Annotated in this window: 18 protein-coding genes and 3 pseudogenes; 7 read left to right on the plus strand and 14 right to left on the minus strand. The window is 42.7% G+C overall.

Going from position 1 to position 20,353, the window contains the following annotated elements:
* Together O9324_RS09410 and O9324_RS09415 are read right to left on the minus strand one after the other, a co-directional pair.
* Nucleotides 1-228, minus strand: a 228-nt coding sequence (locus tag O9324_RS09410) for a protein kinase (protein WP_288140040.1), incomplete at its 3' end; no start/stop codon positions are given.
* Between the two features lie 33 nt (nt 229-261).
* A pseudogene (locus O9324_RS09415) lies at nt 262-538 on the minus strand (hypothetical protein).
* 215 nt (nt 539-753) lie between these two features.
* On the opposite strand from O9324_RS09415, the gene hemC reads away from it, so the two are divergent.
* On the plus strand, nt 754-1,713 hold the full coding sequence (gene hemC, locus O9324_RS09420) for a hydroxymethylbilane synthase (protein ID WP_185241014.1): 960 nt from the start codon (nt 754-756) through the stop codon (nt 1,711-1,713).
* Between the two features lie 18 nt (nt 1,714-1,731).
* Here hemC and O9324_RS09425 read toward each other — a convergent pair whose 3' ends face one another.
* The 9 genes and pseudogenes from O9324_RS09425 to O9324_RS09465 form a co-directional block, all read right to left on the minus strand.
* Nucleotides 1,732-2,628 (minus strand): sulfite exporter TauE/SafE family protein, encoded by an 897-nt coding sequence (locus O9324_RS09425; RefSeq protein ID WP_288140041.1) that lies wholly within the window; start codon nt 2,626-2,628, stop codon nt 1,732-1,734.
* Between the two features lie 201 nt (nt 2,629-2,829).
* On the minus strand, nt 2,830-3,375 hold the full coding sequence (locus O9324_RS09430; RefSeq protein ID WP_288140042.1) for a rhodanese-like domain-containing protein: 546 nt from the start codon (nt 3,373-3,375) through the stop codon (nt 2,830-2,832).
* A gap of 343 nt (nt 3,376-3,718) precedes the next feature.
* Nucleotides 3,719-4,030: a 2Fe-2S iron-sulfur cluster-binding protein gene (locus O9324_RS09435; RefSeq protein ID WP_002771960.1), complete on the minus strand. Its 312-nt coding sequence runs from the start codon at nt 4,028-4,030 to the stop codon at nt 3,719-3,721.
* A gap of 599 nt (nt 4,031-4,629) precedes the next feature.
* Nucleotides 4,630-5,941 (minus strand): annotated as a pseudogene (locus tag O9324_RS09440) (RNA-guided endonuclease InsQ/TnpB family protein).
* A 134-nt stretch (nt 5,942-6,075) separates the two neighbouring features.
* Nucleotides 6,076-6,798, minus strand: a complete 723-nt coding sequence (locus O9324_RS09445) for a peroxiredoxin-like family protein (RefSeq protein ID WP_288140043.1) — start codon at nt 6,796-6,798, stop codon at nt 6,076-6,078.
* A pseudogene (locus O9324_RS09450) lies at nt 6,795-7,934 on the minus strand (anhydro-N-acetylmuramic acid kinase); the annotation flags it as partial. The pseudogene O9324_RS09450 and the gene O9324_RS09445, both read right to left, overlap by 4 nt.
* 30 nt (nt 7,935-7,964) lie before the next feature.
* A complete protein-coding gene (thiS, locus tag O9324_RS09455) occupies nt 7,965-8,174 on the minus strand; it encodes a sulfur carrier protein ThiS (RefSeq protein WP_043999042.1) in 210 nt (69 codons plus the stop codon).
* A 184-nt stretch (nt 8,175-8,358) separates the two neighbouring features.
* The gene (locus O9324_RS09460; RefSeq protein WP_288140050.1) at nt 8,359-9,375 is read right to left on the minus strand and encodes a thiamine phosphate synthase; all 1,017 of its coding nucleotides are present in this window, start codon (nt 9,373-9,375) and stop codon (nt 8,359-8,361) included.
* A gap of 280 nt (nt 9,376-9,655) precedes the next feature.
* A complete protein-coding gene (locus tag O9324_RS09465) occupies nt 9,656-10,267 on the minus strand; it encodes an IS607 family transposase (protein WP_288057556.1) in 612 nt (203 codons plus the stop codon).
* A 1,180-nt stretch (nt 10,268-11,447) separates the two neighbouring features.
* On the opposite strand from O9324_RS09465, the gene O9324_RS09470 reads away from it, so the two are divergent.
* The 6 genes from O9324_RS09470 to O9324_RS09495 all read left to right on the plus strand — a co-directional run bounded on the left by O9324_RS09470 (nt 11,448) and on the right by O9324_RS09495 (nt 17,342).
* Complete coding sequence (locus O9324_RS09470; RefSeq protein WP_288140044.1) at nt 11,448-12,125, plus strand: PEP-CTERM sorting domain-containing protein; 678 nt, start codon at nt 11,448-11,450, stop codon at nt 12,123-12,125.
* Between the two features lie 350 nt (nt 12,126-12,475).
* The gene (hisIE, locus tag O9324_RS09475) at nt 12,476-13,111 is read left to right on the plus strand and encodes a bifunctional phosphoribosyl-AMP cyclohydrolase/phosphoribosyl-ATP diphosphatase HisIE (RefSeq protein ID WP_004162874.1); all 636 of its coding nucleotides are present in this window, start codon (nt 12,476-12,478) and stop codon (nt 13,109-13,111) included.
* Between the two features lie 475 nt (nt 13,112-13,586).
* Nucleotides 13,587-13,709 (plus strand): hypothetical protein, encoded by a 123-nt coding sequence (locus O9324_RS09480; RefSeq protein WP_256377347.1) that lies wholly within the window; start codon nt 13,587-13,589, stop codon nt 13,707-13,709.
* A gap of 24 nt (nt 13,710-13,733) precedes the next feature.
* Nucleotides 13,734-15,119, plus strand: coding sequence for a dihydrolipoyl dehydrogenase family protein (locus tag O9324_RS09485; protein WP_288140045.1), 1,386 nt, complete (start codon nt 13,734-13,736; stop codon nt 15,117-15,119).
* 25 nt (nt 15,120-15,144) lie between these two features.
* Nucleotides 15,145-15,777, plus strand: a complete 633-nt coding sequence (gene tmk / locus O9324_RS09490; RefSeq protein WP_288140046.1) for a dTMP kinase — start codon at nt 15,145-15,147, stop codon at nt 15,775-15,777.
* Between the two features lie 71 nt (nt 15,778-15,848).
* Nucleotides 15,849-17,342 (plus strand): thymidylate synthase, encoded by a 1,494-nt coding sequence (locus O9324_RS09495; protein ID WP_288140047.1) that lies wholly within the window; start codon nt 15,849-15,851, stop codon nt 17,340-17,342.
* Nucleotides 17,343-17,621: 279 nt separating this feature from the next.
* Here the strand turns inward: O9324_RS09495 and O9324_RS09500 are convergent, their stop codons facing one another.
* From O9324_RS09500 to O9324_RS09510, 3 genes are all read right to left on the minus strand, one after another.
* A complete protein-coding gene (locus O9324_RS09500) occupies nt 17,622-18,053 on the minus strand; it encodes a DUF4278 domain-containing protein (protein ID WP_287630537.1) in 432 nt (143 codons plus the stop codon).
* 683 nt (nt 18,054-18,736) lie between these two features.
* Entirely contained in the window at nt 18,737-19,492 is a 756-nt protein-coding gene (locus O9324_RS09505; protein ID WP_002771944.1) for an ABC transporter ATP-binding protein, read from the minus strand.
* On the minus strand, nt 19,493-20,296 hold the full coding sequence (locus O9324_RS09510) for an ABC transporter permease (RefSeq protein WP_170863902.1): 804 nt from the start codon (nt 20,294-20,296) through the stop codon (nt 19,493-19,495).
* Between the last annotated feature and the right edge of the window lie 57 nt (nt 20,297-20,353).

The raw sequence follows: 20,353 nt of genomic DNA on the forward strand, positions 1-20,353 counted from the left end.
AGCCTTAATTAAATTAGAATGTTCTAACTTTCTGGCATTTTGTAACTCATTTAATTTATCATCGCTACTTTCGGGGATAACTTTAATGGCAACTTCTTGAACCGATGTATTTCTGACCATTTCACTAGCATGAAATACACCACCAAAACCACCCGCACCAAGAAACTTATTAAGACGATAAGAGTTTATTCGTTGCCCTTCTAACATCTTCATCATTTGTTCTAGCATAATAATAACTCCACGATTTAAAATTACCTATAATCATTGCAGCAAATTCGCCCCAATCAAACCGACTCGATCAAATGCTCGATGTCCGATTCTAACGAACCAAATTTGAGCATCGGTCAATCGGGTTAAAAGTTGATTTGGAAACTGTGAGGATATCTTTGGCTAATTCAAAAGCACCTGTTTTGATATCAATAACTACAATCTTCCCATGATTGTCCTTCTCAACCTGCTGACGCACCTGAGACTGATAGATTTCCTGTCCACGTCGGACAAATTTTTCTTTGTTATAGCAAGGGTGTTGTAATGTCATTAGTTAGACCCTGTTGCAACCTTTGTCCCTCTATTTTAATCTAGGCTTTCAGCTTTGCTGTCAGTGGGGAATAATAGTCACCCCACTCCCCCAAAAATATTAAGAGATGTAACTATTTATGCCTAACCTAGAAAGTGATTACTCAACAGGGGTGAGATCAGGATAGTCTAGATCGAGCAGTCAGATAGATGTTTAGTTAAATTCCTACTTCAGATATGTCCGTTTCTAGTCCTCCTCGTTCCCTGCGTATCGGTTCGCGTAAAAGTCAGTTAGCCCTAGTACAAACCTATTGGGTACAGGCAGAATTGAGTAAACACCACCCCCATCGACAGTTTGAGGTGGAGACGATGAGTACCCAAGGCGATAAAATTCTCGATGTGGCCCTGGCGAAAATCGGTGATAAGGGTTTATTTACCAAAGAATTAGAAGTGGGAATGTTGGATAGATCGATCGATCTTGCCGTCCATTCTCTCAAGGATCTGCCCACTAATTTGCCCGAAGGCTTAATCTTGGGTTGCGTCACCGAAAGAGTTAATCCGGCCGATGCTTTGGTGGTAAATAGCCAAAACCAAGACTATCAATTAGACACTTTACCAGAAGGTGCGGTGGTGGGGACTTCTTCCCTGCGGCGATTGGCCCAGTTGCGTTACCATTATCCCCATCTGACTTTTAAGGATGTGCGCGGCAATGTTAACACCCGTCTGGCAAAACTGGACGCGGGAGAATACGACGCGATTATTCTGGCAGTAGCGGGATTGGAAAGGTTAGGATTAGGCGATCGAGTTCATCAGGTTATTCCGGCGGAAATTTCTCTCCATGCGGTGGGACAGGGTGCTTTAGGGATAGAATGCCGCGATGGAGATCCGGAGGTTTTGGAAGTCCTAAAAGTGTTGGAACACGCCCCTAGTCGCGATAGATGCTATGCTGAACGCGCTTTTTTACGCGAGTTGGAGGGGGGTTGTCAAGTTCCCATCGGAGTCAATACGGCGATCGAGGATGGTATCCTAACTTTAACGGGTATGGTGGCCAGTCTCGACGGTAAGCGTCTGATTAAGGACTCGGTTAGCGGTGATCCTAGCCATGGGGAAGTCTTAGGACGAGATTTAGCCCATAAAGTGCGCGAGGCTGGTGCTGGGGAGATTTTAGCCGAGATTTTCGCTGAAGTGGGCCGATAATCAGTTATCAGTGATCAGTTATCGGTTATCAGTCTTAAGTAGGGTTGGCTGAATAAATCTAACCTTTTCCGCCGGGATGATAGAATTGCCTTTCGGAGTCAGGAAATTGTACAGGATATGACGATTTTGAATTAAAACTAAAGTTGCGATCGCTAAGAGAAAATAACCAAAACCTTTTTGTAACTGTTTTGCGGACACAAACTGTCCCAGATAGGAACCGATAAGAGTACCGAGGGCAGCCGCAAAAGCAAAGGATAGGGTTAACTGCCAATCGACGCTAATATGTCCTAAATAGCCCAGTAATCCGGCTACAGAATTGAGGAAAATAATCAGCAGGGAAGTAGCGATCGCCTGCACCATGGGGATTTTACCCAATAATACCAGCGCGGGAACGATAGCGAAGCCTCCCCCAACCCCAACTAATCCCGTCAGGACACCCACAGCAATTCCCTCGCTCATTAACCAGAGCCAGCAATATCGGAACACTGGTTGGGGGTAGAGATTCAGATTTTTTTGCCGATCGCGGGCTTTATAATCAGGATTATCTATCTGTGTTGATCTACTAATCATAAAGGCTGCTGCTATTACCATTAGTGTTGCAAACAGGAGCATCTGGAAGGTGGCAGTGATTAAGGGTAATGTGGCTAATCTTGCTCCCAAAAAAGCCCCTACCATCGTCGCAGAACCGAAGATAAAAGCAGTTTTTAAGTTAATGTTGCCTTTTTTCCAGTGGGGAATCGTGCCGAGTAAACTGACACTACCGATGACTAGAAGCGTCATAGCGATCGCCGATTTGGTCGGTACTCCCATCACATAGACTAGAATCGGTAATGCTAGTACAGAACCTCCTCCTCCCAGCAATCCCAGACTAATCCCCGTACAAACGGCTAATAAATGTCCAATTAACCAAGTCATTTCAGTTATCAGTTATCAGTTATCAGTTATCAGTTTCTGAAGGCAACAGGCCCCAAGTAAAGAATCTGACAATTCTCCTACCTAAAAAGAAGGCTAGAAACTAAGTACATCTTAGGTTTTAGATTCGGCCCTTGTTATCAGTTATCAGGAAATCATATTTTATTATTTACTGGTTACTGATTACTGATGACTGATTACTGCTTACTGATGGGGTTGATTATAGGGAAGTTTAGCCAGAAGCATAGCTAAAGCACAGGTATTACTAATCCCTGCAAAAACTAGACCAGAACCGACAAAACCGCTTAAAATCAGGAACCAAGGCGAGAGAAAGGCTCCTAATACTGTTCCGAGGACTACTAGGGAACCAGCGACGATCTGCACCTGACGAAATAGGCTAATTGGCGCATTTTGGTCTTTTTCGGTGGCATAACCCGCACTTTTCCAAGTATTTAAGCCGTTTTTAAGCTGGGCAACTTGGCTAAATTCTGCCGCAATCAGTTTTTGTGCTGCTACAGTGGATCTGCTGCCGGAATTACAGTAGAGAACTAGGGTTTGATTGGGGTCAAAAGCGATCGAATCGGGGTTAAAACTGGAAAGTGGTACTAATTTCGCCCCTGGAATGCGATCGCTGGCGTACTCCCCCGGTTCTCGCACGTCAATTAAGCAAACTTCTCGGCGCTCAATTAAGTTTTTTAAAGTATGGGCATCAAATTCTAGCAATTTTGCTTGATTTGTGGTACTGGTCATCTAAAACAACTCCTAAATTGCCGCGGCCTCGACTATACCATTTTTCTAAAGTAATGGCAGAGATGGTTAATTTTCCTCACCCCCAACCCCTCTCCCAGAAGGGGAGAAGGGAGTAGGATGCCTGCCACGAATAAAGAAAAAATGCTATTACTATCTTTTATAACTCAATAACTATACTACCATATAGCTATAAATTTGTAGGAGACCTCTGGCAAGATTAATTTTTGGGCTTTATCTCATTGTCGAGTCAAGAGGCAAAAATACAAATAAAGCGAGAACTGTCGCTCTTGCAGTTCCCGCTCTATTATTGTTGGAGTATCTAACTCCCAAATATGGAGTTAAATTAGTACAACTCTTCTTCTTTGTGGGTGACGATCACACAGTCAGAAGTAGGATAGGCGACACAGGTGAGGACATAACCCGCTTTAATTTGATCGTTATCTAAGAAGGATTGATCGGATTGATCAACGCTACCAGATTCGATTTGACCAGCGCAACTAGAGCAAGCACCAGCACGGCAAGAAAAGGGTAAATCTAATCCTTGTTCTTCTGCTGCCTCGAGAATATATTCATTATCGGGAACATCAATTGTCTGGTCGCCATCGGGTGTTTTCAGGGTGACTTTATAAGTGGTTGTCTTTGTTTTCTTTGCCATAGCTTGTTCCTCAGTCTCAAAATGCCTTTTCTCGCCGTTTAAACTGAACGGGTCGAATGAGTTTTCCTTTTGATACTACAGGAAAATTTACCCGGCTCAACTTACCATTAGTAATGACAGCCTTAAATAAACTTAAAATAATATTTACTTATCTCTTAGGTAAATAACCCCCGATAGTTGTGGATCAATCGTTAAATAATCTCATCAATCTTTAGGTAATAAGTAGTCATGCAAAATAAATTTCCTAGTGAAGATAGGCAAGGAGCAAAAGCTTGATCGAAATGTGTAATTAATTTTGCTTAGGTACTTAAGTAGGGAGGCACAATTATTTGTAGGATGGGTTAGCGGTAGCGTAACATAATCGGGCGTTGGGTTTCATGCTTCAACCCAACCTACGTTCATCTTATATTTAATTCCACCCACCTACTTAAGTGGTTTTTTAGCTATCAGCTAGAAAAGATAAAAGTCAAGAGTTGGGAGTAGCTGAGATGCAGAATAAAAAAGCTTAATCCTGCAAAAAAGCGAGGGGATAACTCATATTCTCAGCAAAACCCAAGATACCTCCATCGCGATGCCCATAGATTGACATACTCCCACCTTCAAGCTACGCTGTGACGGGGGATTCTTTCCAGATCACTATCGGAAATTCCTTGTTCAACGAGACAGCTTAGATTCTCAATGTCTCCATTAAGAATCCAGAGGCCGGACTCTCCCCCCCCCCCTTGCCCCCCCGACGTCGGGGGGGTTGGGGGGGGTTTCTGTTTGCCCAACAGTACCGTTGAGATGATTTCCCAAATATTTCAACCCTTTTTTAAGAATATTTATTGCTGCATTATGATCCCTATCTATGACTGTTTGACAGTTAGGACATTGATGAGTTCTAGTGCTTAATGTTTTTTGAACTCTCGTACCACAAACTGAACAATCTTGAGAAGTAAAATGCGGTGGTACAGCAACACAGACAATCCGATAAATCTTGGCAAAATAATTCAACCATTCGGTGAATTGATACCAAGAAGCATCACTAATTGACTTGGCCAGCTTACGGTTTTTGACTAAGTTTCTTACCTTTAAAGCTTCATAGACTACCAGATCATTAGACTGGACTAACGCCAAAGCGTCTTTAATTGCTTTGTCTTTACGTTGTCTTGATACTTTCAGGTGAAGCTTGGCAACTTTTATTCGTTGCTTGTGATAGTTTTTAGACTGTTTCTTTCCTTGACGAAATCGTTTTGATAATCTCCTTTGTGCTTTTTTCAGTCGTTTTTCTGACTTTCTTAAATAACGTGGATTCTCTACAGTATTACCTTGAGCGTCGGTATAAAACTCTTTTAACCCTAAGTCAATTCCTGTTATTTGTCCCGTTGGTTTATGGTATTCTTGCCGTTCTACATCCACGAGAAACTGACAATAATAACCGTCAGCACGTCTAACAACTCTTACCCGTTTAATCTGTTGTTCTGAGTAATAAACCAATGTCTTTTGACTACACCATAAATCAAATTCTCCTGCTTTAAAGCCATCAGTGAACTTGATTTTACGTCTATCATCAGATAGTTTGTAGCCTGTTAGTTTATACTCAACCGAACGACTATGCTTTTTGAACCGAGAAAAACCCTTTTTGACCGGTATCTTAGCATGACAATTATGGTAAAACCTAGTAATTGATTGCCAGGCTCTATCAGCAGCCGATTGACGAGCTTGAGAGTTTAATTTATTAACCCAAGGGGTTTCTTTATTGTTAGCTAGTACCGCACAAAGCTTTTGGAGGTCATTGCGGGTTGTTCCTTTATTTTCTATCCAATAACGAACACAAGAGTTACGCACAAACTGAGATGTCCTAATTGCTTCATCTAGTCTTTGGTATTGTTCTGGTGTCCCGTTTTTTAACTTGGCTTCTACGACTAGCATCGATTAATCCTCGACCCTGGATAAGTTAAGTATAACACAGTTTACCTACAAATGGTAGAATTAAAATCGTGCTTCGCAGTCAATATCCTGGTCGGATTTCATCCCCCGCAAAGGTTGATGTCTTGTCGAAAAATTTAGCGGGGGCATTCATCCGACATTTTAGGTAAATTTCCTTGATTATCAAATAAAAAAGTCCCTCCCCGTTGGCTGAGATAACTACTATCGGGGATATATGTTGACCAATTGCCCAAAACTTGACCCATATTACGCAGTCTCAGGGTGGCTAATTCAAAAGGTCGCTGAAAACCTTGACCCCCGGCAAGATTGAATAGGGAACCCCGGAAAGGTGGTAAAGGCCGCGCTTGTATTGTTTCCTCCTCGGCAATTAATTGGGGGGCTTTGCGATCGCCACGATAACCCCGCAGCACTTCGGCCAGAGTCCCCGGACTACCCACACCCGCACACATCAAAATTAGATTTAACCAGGCATTTTGCCCGGGAGAAAATCCAGGTAATTTTAACGATAAACCCCGATAAAGTCCTAATAAATTGTGTAATTCAGCTTTATGGTCAACAAAAAGCCAATCTTGCCGAAATTTCGTATATTCAGAGAATTTTAAACCTGAATTGCGATCGCCGATCCCGATGGCACGAATGGTGATCCCGGCATTTTGCCAAAGGGCCGCCTCTTTTTCTAACCACCAAGCGTATTCGAGACTGTCAAAATCTCCCAATTGCGGCCAAACAAGAATTAAAAGACGTTTATAGTCGGCACAATCGCTTAAAATTGGCACTATTTGCCCATCGCTGACCCTTTGGCGTTGAATTGTTGAAAATATCTCATAGATGCTGCTCATCGGTAAATTTCTCCTAATAAAACCTCCTCTTTTGCTCCCGTGACTTTCGGTAAATTACCCGGGAAATTGTGCCAGCGCCAATAGGCCAAAAGAGCAAAAGCGATCGCTTCTTTAAAATCGCTATTTAATCCTACCTCATCAGTGGTCAAAAGCTTGACATTTGACCCCAAATGTGCTAAGAGTCGTTGCCGCAGGTAGGCATTACGAGCGCCACCACCGCAGAGCAGCACTTCCGCAGGCATTTCTGGCAAAAAAGTTTGATAGCTGTGGGCGATCGAAATGGCGGTTAAATCGGTTAAACTGGCCAACCAATCGGCATCACTGAGGGAATAAGCTTGGGCATCCAGGCGCAATTGGGCTAGATAGGCGGGGCTAAATAACTCTCTGCCAGTGGATTTAGGGGGATATTGTTGAAAATAAGGCTCCTGTAGCCATTTATGAACCAATTCGGAGCAGGGTTGACCCTGAGCCGACCATTGACCGTTATGGTCGTAGGTTTGTTGGCCTTGGCTCAAAAATTGTACGGCCAAATCGATGAGGACGTTGCCGGGGCCAGTATCCCAACCGAAAATTTTTTGCTGCCAATTTTCCCTTTGTCGGGGGGGTAGATAGGTTAAATTGCCAATACCGCCGATATTTTGGACGCAGCGGGTTTTGGTGGGGTGAGAAAGCAGATAAGCGTCAATTTTCGGCACTAGGGGCGCACCGTGACCAGCTTGGGCGATATCGGCAGCGCGAAAATTGCTAATGGTGGGAATACGGGTAATTTTTGCGATCGCTGCTCCCCGTCCTAATTGTACCGTGTAACCGAGGCGATCGTTTGCGGGGGGTCGATGAAAAACGGTTTGACCGTGACTGCCGATTAATTGGGCTTTTGGGGCTTCTTTTTGGATATTTAAAGCGGCACGGGCGAATTCTGCGGCGATATCATCATCTAAGCTGGCTAAAGCTTCAAGGTCGAGCTTTTCTCCCCCACAGACTTGTAAAATTGTCTCGCGTAATCGGGGGGAATAGGGATAGGTTTCTCCAGCTAATAACTGCACCTGTGGAGATTCCACTGTACCGCTAATCTCCACTAAAGCGGTATCGATACCATCCACCGATGTGCCACTGATTAAACCGATAACTAACAAGTTTTTTCCCTCAACTGTCGATTGTTGATTATTTTATCCCCCCCCGACAATAGTAACAATTTCTAATTTATCCCCCTCCTTGATTTCCGTGTTTTCCCAATACTGACGATGGAGGATTTCCCCGTTATATTCCACGGCAACTAACCGAGGATTCATGCCCAAATTTTCTAACATTTGCCCTAGTTTAGTTGCGGGTAAACAGGTTTGAGTTTTGCCGTTAATTTGCAAGGTTATTTCTGACATGGATTTGGATATGAACGAATCAAGTTAATCGGAGGAGACAGGAGACAGTATTCAGGAGACAGGAGACAGGAGACAGGAGACAGGAGACAGGAGACAGGAGATTATTTTTATTTATTCTTTCCACACCCTACACCCTACACCCTACACCCTACACCCCACTTCCCACTTCCCACTTCCCACTTCCCTACTTTAATTGGGTTAATAATTGTTGGGTGATGACCTCGGGGTGCTGCGCTTCCATGATGGCCCGGACTACAGCTACCTGTTGCGCTCCTGCCTCTAAAACCTCTTTAATGTTACTACTATCAATACCACCGATCGCAAACCAGGGTAAAGGGCAATTTTCCCGCGCATAACGGACGTATTCCAATCCTGCGGGGGTTTTTCCTGCTTTGGTGGGGGTGGCATAAACCGGCCCGACTCCCACATAATCGGCCTTTTCTTGGATTGCTTTGGCCATCTCTTGGGGATTAGTGGTGGACCGGCCGATAATTGCCCCAGGACCGAGAAATTGCCGCGCTAGGGAAATCGGTACATCCTGTTGACCGAGATGAACACCATCGGCATGAATGGCCTGAGCAATATCGACGCGATCGTTCATAATAAATAAAGCATCGTAACGGTGGCATAACTCACACAGTTTAGCGGCCTCTTCTAAACGAATCGTATCAGCGGCGGTTTTATGGCGGTACTGCACCAATTTTAAACCCCCTTTTAGGGCTAATTCGACGATTTCTAGCAGATTTTCGGCGGGAGAAGTGACTAGATAGAGGGGAGATGCTTGCAGTTTTTCCAGAGGTGGCGAGATTAATAGTTTACTCTCTAGCTGATAAACCCGATAGCGCAGCTGTTTACAGGCTATCCCTAGCTCCAGATCATAGAGTTTACCGTATTCTTCTAAAACCCTAAAAGCCTCCTGTACGCGAGCGAGATTGGCCTGCAGCAGTCCCTCGACAGTCTCCCGGATTTCTTCCCTGGGATGGCTTAAATCCCTGCCGATATCGCCGGCCGTGTCCCGATGTAGTTTAAGATCGATCGAGTGCCAACTAGCTAATTGATGGCGCATTTCTTTACATTCTTGGGCTAAATCGGGATTATCTAAGCCAAAACGACACCATTCTTCGATAATTCGCAGTCCTTCTCTGGCGCGGTCAAGGTTAGCATCGAGAATCCGTTTAATCGCCGTGGTTTCTAGTTTCATTGCCGTTAATGTGGATGTCAATATAGCCGTCAGCCAATTTGATCCCCCTCAATCCAGCTTGGAAAAGGGAACTTTCCTGGTTTTCCCCCCTTTTTTAAGGGAGGCAAGGGGTAGGGTTGATTCATGAATCAACCCTACCTTGAATCAACCCTAGGGCAAGGGGGGATCAAATTCTCTTTATCATCTCAAATATTACTATTCTTGGCCCTGGTTCGGGGAACAGTAGAGGCGGCATCAGACAACTAAAAAGAGGGATAAGAAACCCAGGCCAAGGATAATTTTAAGCCACACGGACATCCTTAAACGCCCCTAGGTATTCTAGTAATTGCCGATGAGCCGGGTTATGTAGTGGGTAGAGATGATCGTAACAGATGGTGACGAGGGCTTGCAGATCGTCCACTAAATCCTCAGCTGCAATGGATTCCTGGGTTTGATTGAGGAGAATGACTTGGATTTTGAAGAGACGGCACAAACCCAAAATAAAATCATGACAAAAGCGACTCACACTTTCCGCATGGGTTAAAACTAGAGATTTCACCTCACCCTGACAAATCATCTTCACTAGACGCATAAAATTAGGGTGATTGTGGCTGACTCCGTCGCCGATATCGGTGAGAATTTCAAAGGGTTGACCCTGCTGATGGCAAAATTCTTCTAACGCTTTTATCTGGGTGTCTAATTGGGGTTTTTGTTCAGGTCGATTAACACGAGCATAGCCAATAATCAATGGGGTTGCTTGACCAGATTGTAAGAGATCTTCCGGTCGAAATCGGCGATGACCGCCGCGGGTACGAATTGAGACAATTTTACCCTGTTGTTCCCAGCGCCGGAGGGTTTTAATGCTAACTCCGAGTAAATCGGAAGCTTCTCGAATAGTGATGAGAGTATTCATATATATAAGCTGTTAAGTAGGGTTTGCGGCAAAAAGTTTGTTGGTGGGGCTAGGAGTCAGGAGTCAGGAGACAGCTTTTGTGTATTCTCCCCACTTGCTACTTGCCACTTTCAAGTCAGGAGTCAGTAAGAATTGCGGCAATTTACATTTCTTAAGATAGACAACAGAATTTATGTCCGACTACTTAACCTAACCCGGTTTTAATTAAAGAAATTTATCGAGAGAGAATCGTCCAACTTTAGACAGTCAGTTGTCCACTTTTATACTGCCATTGCCCCACGCTGGTAACTATAGATGATTTAGGAAAATTAGTCATACCTCTTTAGATAGAGATATTAAACGGGATTTTTGGTCTTTCTAAAACCTGAGTTTGTCCGGGGGTTTTGGGGTGACATTTTTGTGGGAGCAAAAGGAAGTTACCTCGTTAGGGAGTTGATTGCCATCGAACTCCAGTTTTAACGATCAAAACTGTTAAACTTTATACATTGTACCTCTCTTGATTAAGTTTTGTAAAGAATTGAGAGATTTTTTTTTGAACTAAGTAGGGAGGCACAATTATTTGTAGGATGGGTTAGCGGTAGCGTAACCCATGCGGGCGTTGGGTTTCATGCTTCAACCCAACCTACGTTCATCTTATATTTAATTCCACCCACCTACTTAGAGCCTGTTTATTTGTCCAACTTTCACCAAAAAGCTTGGGTATATTTGTCAACTTTTGGGTAGTTATGTTCGGGGAAAAATGCTATAAATTGGACAAAAAATAGATAAATATTGCCGAAAAAAAGTTTTCTAAAACACAGGGTAAGCGAAGCGCATCTTAACAATCGTTAACAAAATGAACTTGATTTATGTGAGTTGCTTACCCAGAGAGTGATTCAGGCATATTTGAGGAGAATTTGCCATCTCAATTGTTAAGCAAAAATCGACCAAATGTTAAGAATTCCTAACTGTTTTGATTGACTGGTATCACTTGAAATGCCCACACAGCAAGCGGATGACCAAATTAGTCAATAGTCAATAGCGTTTGAGATGGGCTCACCCTGTTCTAAAACACTTGTTTTTTTTGAAAAGTTTCGCTATAGTTGTGTCAAGTCAAACAAAAAGTTATCAGCGAGCTTAACGCTTGCTTAACTTCTTTTGATGGCTATAGTACACACAATTAACGCTGGATAATTCAGTTATGATGACAACCAACAAATTAACCAAAACTTTTGCTTCTGGCTCCCTAGCCATTGGGGTTCTCGCCGGCGCGGTGCTTACCGCTACCAGTGCGAGTGCCGCCAGCGTGATGTCAACTTGGGGGGAATGGGTGGGAACCCCAACTACTCCTGGTACTCCTCTTGAAGTAGGGGACAAAAAAGTTACGTTCAAACCTAACTCGATAACTGGCGGTTTTGTGGCCGATCCGCTGGATGATGTTGAGCTGATGGAGATGGGCGGTCATTATTATTTCATATACGATGCCACGACTGCGGGTTCCCCTGATCCCAATTTTAGTTCCGGGTCTTTCACATATGAAATCCTGGTCACTACCCCCGGCTGGGAGATTGTCGGGGTTGACCTGGATTCAGACGTATCATCCAACTACGGGACTGTAACCGAGACATTTCTTGAGGTACCTGGGGTCGTGTTAGTTTCAACTAACGGCTCACAGGACCCTGCATCAGGTTTTTACCCTATCCCCCCCAAGACACTGTTGACCGTCACAAATACCCTATCTAATCCTGGTAGCCCCAATGAAGCTCTATTCCAATTACAAAATTCTTTCCATCAAACCGTTCCCGAACCGGGTACTATCCTCGGACTTCTGGCAGTGGGTGGTTTAGGATTGGTTTCCCGCTTCAAGAAACAAAAATAACAGTTACCAATGTCTTGCACACATTGATAACTGTGACGTTGAACAAGAATAGCTAAAGGTTAGATGCCCTGTTTGGTTTTCTAGCTTTTAGCTTTTTCTTTAAGCGTTGATTCTAACACAGCCCGGCACATAATTTTTGTTTTTAATCAACGGGTCGTTAGAGGGTTTTGGGGTTTTGGAGTGATCAGGGGGAAAATTCAGGGACTTTTTCCCTGAAAATAGGTAAAACCCTACACCCCGAACCGCCGAACGGCCGAAGCCTGCCCCCACGAAAAACTTTTTGCCGCAAACCCTATATAATTAAGCTTTGGGTAATTTATACCACCATAATTCTTGACCGCAAAAAACTGATGTCTTCTTTGCTCTCTGCTATTCCCCTCGACGCGATCGCTTATAATCCCCAGGGTTTAGTACCAGCGATCGCTCAAGACTATCTTGATGCTACAGTGTTAATGATGGCCTGGATGAATCGGGAATCCCTCGAAAAAACCCTCACCACTGGGGAAGCATGGTACTGGAGTCGTTCTCGTCAAGAATTATGGCACAAGGGCGCTACTTCTGGCCATATCCAAAAGGTGCGTCAAATTCGCTACGATTGCGATAGTGATGCTATCTTACTGACTATTGAGCAAATCGGTGATATCGCCTGTCATACCGGCGAAAGAAGCTGTTTTCACCAAGTAAATTGGCAAAAATCACCGCCAGCGGCCGACACCCTCTCGGAATTGTTTAAGGTAATTTGCGATCGCAGAGACGATCCTCATCCGGAATCCTACACCTGTAAACTTTTGGCCGGAGGAGATAACAAAATTCTCAAGAAAATCGGCGAAGAATCGGCAGAAGTGGTCATGGCCTGCAAAGATAATGATGGCGATGCTATTGCCTCAGAAGTGGCCGATCTTTTTTATCATACCCTCGTCGCTCTCGCCTATCATCAAGTCCCCCTGCGAGATGTCTATAAAAAACTGCAAGACCGGCGCCGGTAATCAGTTATCAGTTATCAGTTATCAGTTATCAGATTTGAGTTTTAAGTGGGTGGGTGGAATTAAATATAAGATGAACGTAGGTTGGGTTGAAGCATGAAACCCAACGCCCGATTATGTTACGCTACCGCTAACCCATCCTACAAATAATTGTGCCTCCCTACTTAGGGTTTGCTGAATAAGTACGGGCGAAGCATTCGGATAGAAAATCTACGTTTTCACCGATAGGTTATTGCCCGAATGCTTCGCCCCTACAGGACGCGGGCCGATGAAGACGCAAGGTTTTGAACGACGATTCTCTCAAAATCTTGCACCTGTTTCGCGAGAAAAGCCCCAAAACCCTTACTTTGCCTACATTTCAAATTTATTCAGCAAACCCTACTTAAGTGTTAAGTTTCCGATTCCTGAATGCTGTCTCCTGATTCCTGACTCCTGACTTGAAAGAGGGTGTAGGGTGTAGGGTGTGGGGTGTGGGGGAATGGGGAAATGGGGAGACCACTTCGTGCGCGTTGCGGGGGGAAGTGGGGAAGTGGGGGAATTTCAACTAAAACCCTTAAACCCTAACACCCTAACACCCCAAAACCCCCAACACCTTTTTTGACTTTTGACTTTTTACTTTATATTTGTGGTTTACGACTTAGTAATTATCGGTTCCACTCCTGCGGGGATAGAAGCGGCTTTGTTGGCTGTTCACCTCAAAAAAAGGGTGGCTTTAGTGCAACAGCCTTCTAGCGACAATTTAGAGGCATCTGAGGACATTTTTAGCAAGGGCTACAGCCAAATTATCCATCTCTATAAACTGCTGAATCATTGGCAAGAAACGGCCATTTATCCCCAATGGCAACGGTTGCGGGAATGGCTAGAGGAAGTAGATAAAACTATTAATAAACATCATTCTTTGGCAAGATTAGCCACGGAAGGAATAGATGTGATCCCGGGTGGGGGGGAATTTGTTCGGTTGCCCCATTTAGGATTTGTGGTTAATGGTCGGCAATTGTTGGCTAAACACTATCTTATCGCTACTGGTTTTTATCTGCAAGTCCCGAAAATTTTCGGCTTAGATGAGGTTAATTATTTTACCGCTCAAACCCTTTGGCAAGAGCCAAATTTAGACAATTTAGGACAACATTTAGCGATTATTGGCAACAGCAGCATGGCTGTGAGTTTAGCGCAAATTCTCCGACGTTTAGGGAAAGAAATTAGCTTAATTATCGAGGATAATTATCTACTGCCGGATATTGATCGGGAAATCTCCCATTTAGTTACTGCCATTTTAGAAGCGGAAGGAATTAAGATTTTACCCGGCTATTGTCCTAGTCAAGTGAAAGCGATCGAGGGTCAAAAATGGTTACAATTAGGCAATCGTGTTATCGAAGTTGATGATCTCATTTTTGCTGGTAATTATCAAGTCAATGAACAGGGATTAAATTTGGCCGGGGTGGGAGTTAAACTAGAGGAGGGATTAATTAGGGTTAATCAGCAATTCCAAACCGATAATTCCCGCATTTATGCCCTAAATTTGCTCAGAAATAATTATCCCGATCCTACTTTAAATCACCGGGCTGCTTTTGGGTTAGTCAAGCATCTGCTCACGGGAGAAAAATTTAACTTTAATCCCGAGCAAATTCCCTCATTTATTGCTTTCGATCCTGCGATTGCTTGGGTGGGTTTAACTGGAAAAGCAGCCCAGGACAGCTATGGTGAGGAGGTAAAGATGATCAACTATCCAATTAAAAATATAGTCCCACAGCAAATCTGGGGGGAAACCACGGGATTTTGTCAATTAATCTACCGACAAGATGGTAAAATACTGGGAGCGCAAATAGTCGGTAATCAAGCAGCGGAAATGATTAGTATTATCAGTTTAGCTTTACAAGAAAATTTAACCATACAATCCCTCAATAAAAATATTTATACTTGGGGAAGTATGGGAGAGATTATCGGAGAAATGACGGAATTAATCCCCCAGAAAAAATCTTGGTTAACTTGGCTAAAACAATTATTCAGATAATTAGATTGAGCAAGAAGATTAAATTATGAAACCGAAATTTATTGTCTTTGAAGGTATTGACGGATCTGGAACAAGTACCCAAGCAAAACTCTTACAAGAATATTTTTTAAAGCGAGGGGAAAAAGCAGTTTTAAGTCCGGAACCTTCCGAGGGAGTTATCGGTCGTTTGATTCGAGAAATAATGCAAACTAATCTTATTTATATCAAAGATCAAAATCAATTTGACCGACAAATGGCCTATTTATTTGCAGCTGATCGCCATGATCACTTATATAATGATCACGATGGCATTTTTAAACTTATTCACCAAGAACAAACCCACGTTATCACTACTCGTTATTATTTTTCCTCCCTGGCCTACAATTGCAATAATCCCGAAGAATTTGCTTTTGTTCGGCAGTTAAATCAACATTTTCCCAATCCAGATATAGTTATTTATATCGATGTTATTACCGATATTTCTCTAGCAAGAATTAAAAACAGAGCCATCACAGAAGTGTACGAAAAACAAGAAAAGTTAATGAAAGTTCGTCAGATGTTTCTCGAGATATTTAAAGAATATAAAGATGATTGTTTACAACTGGATGGCAGTGATACAATAGAACAACTTCACCAAAATATTATTAATTATCTTGAACGATTGCCAGCTTTTTTATAAAATTGACGACTAGCTACCCAAAACAAAAACTTCCTATCTCACCATTCAGATAACTGCTGTAATTTAAATCCATGCTCAGTACAGAAACCACCCCTAAATTCATCTACCAACCCCACTATAAACCCAATCAATTAATCTGCGGTCACGGACAAACGGCAATTATCACGGGATGGACAGTAAAACAGTCCCTTGCTAAACATTTAAATCCCGACCAATACGCAGTAATTGGTAATCTTTATAGTCCCACCAGAGGAATTAGTCCCCTGCTGAGAAACTTAATCGCAAATCCCCACGTTAGATATTTAGTTATTCTCAATGCGACTAAGGAAGATAAAAACTCCGGTAGCTGTCAATGTTTGCTAGATTTTTTTAGTCAAGGATTCCAGTTAGGAAAAAGTGACACAGGTAAAGAATGTTGGCTAATTAATTCTTCTACCACTGGATATATTGACAAAGAAATTGACAGAGAAATTCTCGAAAAATTGCGTCAATCAATTCAATATCAACCAGTTAAATCCATCTCAGAAGCGATTGAAACTGTCAAAAATTATGCAAAACAATCCCCCTTACCAACTTGGGGAGAACCATTAACCTTTCCTATCTCAGAAAATCTTCCTTCTTTGCTACCTGGGACAAGATACGGTCATCGCATTGAAGGAAAAACTATTGCCGAAACTTGGGTAAAAATTCTCCAAAAGATTAAAACCACTGGCACAATTAGACCGACAGGATATGATGGTAAATGGCAAGAATTAATTGACCTAATGGCTGTTGTTACCGATGAACCCCCAGACTTTTATTTTCCTGAACCTAATTATTTGCCTATAGATAGAGCTTTTCTCACCGAATATATCGGGCAAATTCTCGATGATTCCCCTATACACCAAGGAGTTAAATACACCTACGGTCAAAGATTGCGCTCTTGGTTTGGCCGGGACCAAATTGCACAGGTTATTAATAAATTAATCTCAGAAATTGACGCAGCCAGTGCAGTTATGTCCCTCTGGGATGTGAAAGACCACGAAAAGGGAGGTAGTCCCTGTTTAAATCATATTTGGGTGCGAGTGGTGGAAAATGAATTATCTCTCACCGCAATATTTAGAAGTAATGATATGTTTGCCGCTTGGCCGGCAAATGCCATGGGATTGCGCGCTTTACAGCAACATATTTGCCAAGAAATCAATCAACGCTCCCAGTATAATTTAACCTTGGGTCCATTGATTACTATTAGTCAATCGGCCCATATATACGATGATACTTGGGAGAATGTCGAACGATTAATCGCCACCCAGTACGATAAAATTGTCAATCAGCGCAATTTTTTTGACCCTAGCGGTAACTTTTTGATTTCTGTGGAAAAAGAACAAATTCTTGTCCAACAAACTACCCCCGGCAGCGGGGAAGTTGTCGCTTGTTATCAAGGCAAAAATCCCCTCAAATTAATCCGCGAGCTTGCCGCTACCAATCCCGCAATTATTCCCGAACATATCGGTTATCTGGGAATCGAGTTACAAAAGGCATACAACTGTCTTAAGAATAATCAACCGTATATTCAAGACCAGTAGGAATTGGGAAGTTTCAGTGAACAGTCAACAGTGAACAGTAATCAGTGGGGTGCATCTCAATTTTGTCGAAATATCTATATTACATTTGGGCGCACGCGATGCGCCCCTACCATTGGCGCGATAATATTATTGTAGGGGCGAATTGCATTCGCCCTCTTTTAATAACTTCTGCTGCTCACCATAAGTGAGAGAAAATCACAAATACAAGATGCACCCAATCAGTGAACTTAAAACTCAAATCTGATAACTGATAACTGATTACTGATTACTGATTACTGATTACTGCTCCTTGTTTGCTGAACCAGCACCGCGATATTTGAGAGATGAGGAGCGAATTGGGTTAGCCACCGTGGGATTATTGGTGATTTTAACCTCCGCACCGCGATATTTACCCCCTCGCTCCTTGACAGGAGCTTCGGTGACTGTTGGCTCGATATAGGTGGCGCCACGATACTTTTTCTCGCCGGCGGTTTCTGGAGTGGGTACGGGGACATTCTTCTGCTCTTCTCGTCCTTGCCATAAAAAGGTGACGACAATCACAACTGTCAAGAGAATTAATAGCTGAATCTGCCAAGGAGCTAAAACCAGACTCAACACTAAACTAATTACCGTGGCGGCACTGGCCAGATAAGCGATTTCATCGCTGGACTTCTGCCAGAAATAGGCAGCCAGAGCAGCGGTGAATAGTGGCAACAAAAACAAATAGGACATTCTGGGTACACCTTGTCATGCTAGTGAACCAATCTCTCTATTATTACCTCCCCAGCTTCGATCGGCGAAAAATATTAACTTAGCTTATACATCTCATAAGTTTTATTTTGTCAATCCTTCTTTACAATTCGTAAAAATCTTGTTACATTTATTTACATGAACTAAAAGTTAAAGCAAAACAGCCAAGACAGCAAGCCAGTTCAGATTGTCTCGGGGAGCATCAGACAGCTTATGATTCGTTTAGCTCCAGACAATGGCAAAAAACTTGGCCTACTAGCTTAAAAAAGTTTTCGGGGTTTGGGTTTACCCCATTGACAGATTTGCTTGAGTTCTCCTACATAACTTAGCGCTACCTCGGCTGGACACCGGGGTTTTTTATTTTGTGACAGGGTTTGCGGCAAAAAGTACGGGCGAAGCATTCGGTTAGAAAATCTCCGGTTTCACCGATAGGTTATTGCCCGAATGCTTCGCCCCTACAGGACGCGGGCCGATGAAGACGCAAGGTTTTGAACAACGATTCTCTCAAAATCTTGCACCTGTGGGAGCGAGAAAAGCCACAAAACTCTTACCTTGCCTACATTTCACATTTATTCAGCAAACCCTATTTAGTTACAGGGTTTTCGACCAAGTAAAACGTAGATAAATTATTCCTATCTAACAATTAATTGAGATTACCTACTTAATTAAAAATTAACTTCATTTTGATGCACGGAATCCAAATAAAACTTGATTACATCTTCCGATGTACCCTGACATTGTAACTGGCCTTTATTTAGCCAAATTGCTTGGTCACAGGACTCTTGAATTAAAGTCAAATCGTGGGAAACTACTAAAATAGTAGCGTTAGAATTCCAGAATTTTTTTAACCGTCGTTTACACTTATTTTTAAAACTTTCATCCCCGACGGAAAGGACTTCATCAAGAATAAGAATATCGGGGTGAACCTCTGTGGCGATCGCAAATCCTAAACGAGCCACCATCCCGGAAGAAAGAGATTTCACCGGCGCTCCCATATATTCTTCTAACTCAGCAAAGTCAAGGATATCTTTGGTTTTTTCCTTCATTTCCTGACGAGAAAATCCCAGCATTACCCCATAGAGAATAATATTATCTTTTACTGGTAAATCTGGATCAAAACCCGCTCCTAATTCAATTAGAGAAGCAATTTGTCCCCTGACTCTCACCTGTCCCTTTGTCGGTTCCAGAATACCACAAATGACTTTTAAGAGAGTAGATTTTCCTGCGCCATTAGCTCCAATGATACCTAATTTCGCTCCAGAATTAATGACTAAATCTATATCATCCAGAACTAATTTTTTGGCAGGTTGACGATATTTACCTTCAAGAATAGAGAAGATTGTCCTTTTTAGATCGTAGGAGAATTCTTCTTGAGTACGTCTTTCGAGAGACACTTGATCGAGTCGAATTACTTCTGTCATTTATAATAAATCCATAAATAAATGTCGCCAGAGTCGGAAGCAAGTCCAACCAATTCCTAAGATGATGATTCCACCAAGTAGAGATTGAAAAATCAAACCAAAATCCGGTAATCCAGGGGAAAGGGACAATTGGCGAATACTTTCGATTACCGGTAATAATGGGTTTAATAGTAGGAATGGTTTTACGGAAGGAGGAATAATTTCTGGGGGATAGAAAATCGGGCTGCTAATCCAAGCGACAAAACAAACAATTTCGTAAAAATAGGGTAAGTCTCTGAAGAAAACGTAGAGGGTACTGACAAAGAAACCCACTCCCGTGCAAACCAGAGAAAGACCAATCACGGGAAAAATCAGAGCAATTACATTAATTAAACTTTGAGACTTCCAGAGAGTTACTATAGCCAAAAGGGGAAAGATACTAATAGCAAATTGAAAAATATTTGCCACTACCATGGAAACGGGAAAAATGCTAACTGGCAGACGAATTTTATTTAAAATACTGCCATTACCGACGATACTAGGTAAAGCTTGGTTAGTGGAAGCATTAAAAAAATTTATTACTACTAAACCGGTGAAAGCCGCTAGGACATAGTTAACTATAGAATTATCAAAATAAGAGGCGAAAACCGTGCCGAAAATTGCCGTGTATAGTGCAGTCATAATCGCGGGATTTAACAAAGACCAGTAAACCCCCAGAAAAGAACCCCGATAGCGTCCCTTGAGATTACGTTCCACCAGAACACTAAGCAATTCGTAATATCGCCGCGCTGTTGACCATCTAGTTTTTGCTTGGAGATCGGTCATAGGGATAATTGTCATCTCGTCAGTATTCAGTGCCTTATTCTAAACGATTACCGTCAA

The sequence above is a fragment of the Microcystis sp. LE19-84.1B genome (assembly GCF_027531875.1).
In the GTDB taxonomy this organism is placed as follows: Bacteria; Cyanobacteriota; Cyanobacteriia; order Cyanobacteriales; family Microcystaceae; genus Microcystis; species Microcystis panniformis.